At 42.6% G+C, this 4,014-nt stretch carries 4 protein-coding genes; all 4 read right to left on the minus strand.

Annotation, left to right across the window (positions count from 1 at the left end):
* Nucleotides 1–328 precede the first annotated feature (328 nt).
* Nucleotides 329–1,594, minus strand: a complete 1,266-nt coding sequence (locus QUA36_RS30865; protein WP_333160896.1) for an ABC transporter permease — start codon at nt 1,592–1,594, stop codon at nt 329–331.
* A gap of 27 nt (nt 1,595–1,621) precedes the next feature.
* The gene (locus tag QUA36_RS30870; RefSeq protein ID WP_333460122.1) at nt 1,622–2,194 is read right to left on the minus strand and encodes a transposase family protein; all 573 of its coding nucleotides are present in this window, start codon (nt 2,192–2,194) and stop codon (nt 1,622–1,624) included.
* Nucleotides 2,195–2,582: 388 nt separating this feature from the next.
* Nucleotides 2,583–3,296, minus strand: a complete 714-nt coding sequence (locus tag QUA36_RS30875; RefSeq protein WP_333460123.1) for a transposase — start codon at nt 3,294–3,296, stop codon at nt 2,583–2,585.
* Nucleotides 3,297–3,320: 24 nt separating this feature from the next.
* Nucleotides 3,321–3,947, minus strand: a complete 627-nt coding sequence (locus QUA36_RS30880) for a transposase (RefSeq protein WP_333460124.1) — start codon at nt 3,945–3,947, stop codon at nt 3,321–3,323.
* Nucleotides 3,948–4,014: the final 67 nt, after the last annotated feature.

The raw sequence follows: 4,014 nt of genomic DNA on the forward strand, positions 1-4,014 counted from the left end.
TTTTTCTAATTAACTACTTTTAGCGATTTTATCATGATCTGACGTCTGTCTCACATTTATTTGAAATGACTATAACTCGATTTTACGCCCGACGATCGAGCGCGGATTTGATATCAGAGGTGAAACCCTTGTCAATTATCGACTGAGAGCAATTCAAGCTCAAACCGTTTACCTGTCCCCGTTTGCAGCCATTTTTGACCTTATTTTTGTCTAAGTCCCGTTAGCGAATCTGTGGCCGACAACGAAGTCCGATCGTCCATCAAACCCGGTTTCTGACCACTCGTGGGTTCACCACTGTTCAATTTAACGGGGGCGAACGTCACTAAGTTCAATCATTCCGCAAAGCTGCGATCGGATCTAAGCGAGCCGCATTCCGAGCCGGTAGCACTCCAGCCAATAAGCCTACAGTAAAAGATAGCCCAAAACCGGCTGCGATCGACCATACAGAAACCACAAACGGAAATTTAAACGCTGTCGAGGCCCCAAAGGCGATCGCAACTCCCAACCCAATACCCGCCGTTCCCCCCACCGTCGAAACTAAAATAGATTCCGCCATAAATTGAATCAGAATTGCTGCATTAGTAGCGCCTACCGCTTTGCGAATCCCGATTTCCTTAGTGCGTTCTACAACAGACACCAACATAATATTAGCAATACCGATGCCGCCAACCACCAAAGAAATTCCGGCGATCGAACCCACCATCACCGTAAATAAACCTATCACATTGCTGAAAGTATTAACTATCTCAGCTTGATTTACAACTCGAAAATCATCCGGTTGTGGTGGATAAATATTGTGGCGCAAGCGCATAATATTTTCTACTTGAAATTGAGCATCAGCTAAATCCGATTCGTCGGCAGTTTCCAACCAAAAACCCGATATCGCAATCCCCGCTAAAGAATTTCTCCCCACAATCCGCGAAGACATATTTTTGAGGGGAATATACACTCGATCGTCCTGATCGGTTCCCCCTACAGACCCCTTGCTTTCCATCACTCCAATCACCTTGTAGCGGTTTCCCTGAATGCGAATATCGGAGGATAGCGCATTAGCTCCGGGTCCAAAAAGTTCGTCCCGCACCTTAGACCCGAGGACAACTACTGGCTCAGCAGCATTCAATTCATCCTCGTTAAAAAACCGTCCTTCTTGGGGTTGAATGTTCTTGACATCTGGATAGTTTAAATCTGTGCCCAAAATAGCAGTAAATGAATTTTGTCCGGCATAAACCACTTGCACTTGACGCTGCAAATAAGCCGAAATCGCCTTAACTGCGGGAGCTTGTTTGCCGATCGCCCTAGCGTCATCCCAAGTAAGGGTAGTAGCAGAACCGCTTCCCTGACTGACACCGCCCGATCGCGCAGCGCCGGATAAAACCAACAGCACATTTGTACCCAAAGCCTTTAACTGTTCTTCAGTTGATTTTTGTACTCCCTGTCCCACCGAAGTAATGGCAATTACCGAAGATATCCCAATAATTACGCCCAGCATAGTTAAACTGGTACGCAACTTATTATTCCACAGCGCCTCTGTCGCCATGAACGCGATTTGAACATTAGAGATTTTGTTCGTACCGGAGCGAGTCTGTAATTTCATATTAGACCTCTTGAAAAAAAATCTATGTTAGAATTCAAGCTTTTGAATTTTAGACCTGAGAGCTAAATCATAATTGTAAAGTGCTGACAACAAATTACAACGGAGACCATAACGGCGGTGACAATTTCGATAACGACTTGACAAAATTTTGAAAACTTTTAGACTCCTATTAACATAATCAATCACTATTCCCTCCTGGGCTAAAGCTCGATTATAGTCTTTTTCTAAAAGAAAAACATTCGCTTTTGTGGGTTTCTTTTTAGGAATCGAGCTATTAAAGCGATAATCTTTTATCCCTTGATAGCCACTATCTTGTACACTATCGGTTGAGGGATGGAAATGAAGATTGCTTTTTTTAAACAAGCTGAAATCGTGGCAATGCCCAGGTTCAAAATATAGGCAAATAATCGGTTTACTTTCTTGATTAATGACCACTTGCATTTTTAGGCTGGGGTGTTTTTTATTGACTGAATAGTATTTTTTCTGTTTTTTTTTCGTTCGATAGCTGTTTCTGTGACATCCATTACCACAACTTTGCTGACGCCCAAAACCTTTGAACAATGCTTTTTTCCCAGGAATACCAAACTTCCCCGTTTTCATTAAAGTTGATTCAATGTTAGTTACAATTCGGCAAATCGTCGATCCGGATACTCCCTAATTTGTCCCCAGATGAAAATAGGTTCGATATTCTCACCAATATTCCAAGGCTACTGAAACTTGTTCTTCAAGAGTTAAAGCGATCAAGGCGTCCTCGTTTATCTTGAGGATTTTCATTCTCGGAATTTTTCTCAAGTGTTAACCATTTCTTTAAACGTTTGAATCTGGACACCAAATCTCCGTTTAAATTGCTCCGGTTTCAAATTTATATAAAGTGGCAATGACCATACCACCTATCATAAAGCCGATCGTTGGGGACTGCAACTGAGACCCAAGTCCCGCAGGCAAGAAATACGGCTAGTGACATACTCCCACGCCAAACTGAGTACAGTTATGGCGTGGGCATCTTTGTAGCCCGATAAAGGGTGTACAAAATTTCCTTTGTGGTACTGTCATCTATAGTTCCTACTATAGAAAGATTCCCACTACGACGTTTTATACTTGGGAAAATGCCCAACCCAAGTCTCTTCAAATTAATCGCTGCATTCACATCACGATCAACTATCAAAGAATGCTGCTCATCCCAATAGTTTCGCGTACCGCAATCGGTGAAAATGATTTCATTCCGATAGCACAGAACCATTGAGGTATAAGCAGGTTTTTGCGGAACGACAACTGACCCAGCTTTTTCGGCTATGTATTCCAGTGTCTTAAAAAATTGACCGAACGCAGCATCCAGCCAAGACTTGTTTAGTCCTGATTTCGCTGACTGACCGTTCGGGAGGTAATTACCCTCATCATCTTGCTTAACTTTATTCCGCTTGGTTAAACCCTTTAAATTCAAATCTTCATGAAAGAAGAATTTAGCTCCAGACCTGACAAGGTTGTGAGCCGTTTTGTAATGGAAGTCTTGGCGAGAACGCGCTATTTTTTGGTGCTTTCTCGCCTCTTTTTTTGTTAATTTTCGTCGGGATTTAGAGCCACGCTTCCGCTTATTTCGCTTCTTTGAAATACGGTCTAGCTTAGCTTGGTTTTTGCGAAGCGGTTTCAACGAAGGCAATTTTTCCCCTAATGATGTTGCCAAGTAGACATCTTCATGTAGCACCGCATCTAGCCCAATTGAGTTGTCCTAATTTGGGGTAACTTTGTCGGGAATCAACTGCGGTACAGAAGAGTCTTCAAGCATTATCTGAACGAACCAACCGTCAGCCTTTCTAGTTACACTAATTTGCTTAACGATAAACCCATCGGGGATTGGGCGGTGCATCCGAACTTTCATGATGCCCAACTTCGGCAATCGGATATAAAACCAATTCTTGCGAACCAGCTTAATCCAATCGCTGTTAGCCGTAGAAAAAGTCATCGTTCGGTAATCCGCTTCAGTCTTGAATCGGGGTTTACCAGACCGACCGCCTTTACTATCTCCTACCATAAACCGTTCAAAAGCTTTGTCTACTCGCTTAGAAACGTCTTGCAGGATAGTGGAATCTACCTGCTTAAAATCCAATAGTTCACCACTGTAAAAGACTTTTACCAGGTCTTTCTTGATGACGGGCAATTGTTGTTTTTGGGAGTAGTAATTGGGTTTTTGACGAGGCGCAGAGATGCTAGCAATCAATGGACAAGCGTTTATAGCAGTGCGGTTCATTTCCCACCAATCAAATCGATCACCTAACTGTCGATTATACCAATAGCGACAGATTCTCAGCCAATAGTTGAGGGTCAACTTTTGATTAGTGTCGGGATATATAGTCATTTCAAATAAATGTGAGACAGACGTCAGATCATGATAAAATCGCTAAAAGTAGTTAATTAGAAAAAAA

The organism is Microcoleus sp. Pol10D4, assembly GCF_036701555.1.
Taxonomy (GTDB): Bacteria; Cyanobacteriota; Cyanobacteriia; order Cyanobacteriales; family Microcoleaceae; genus Microcoleus.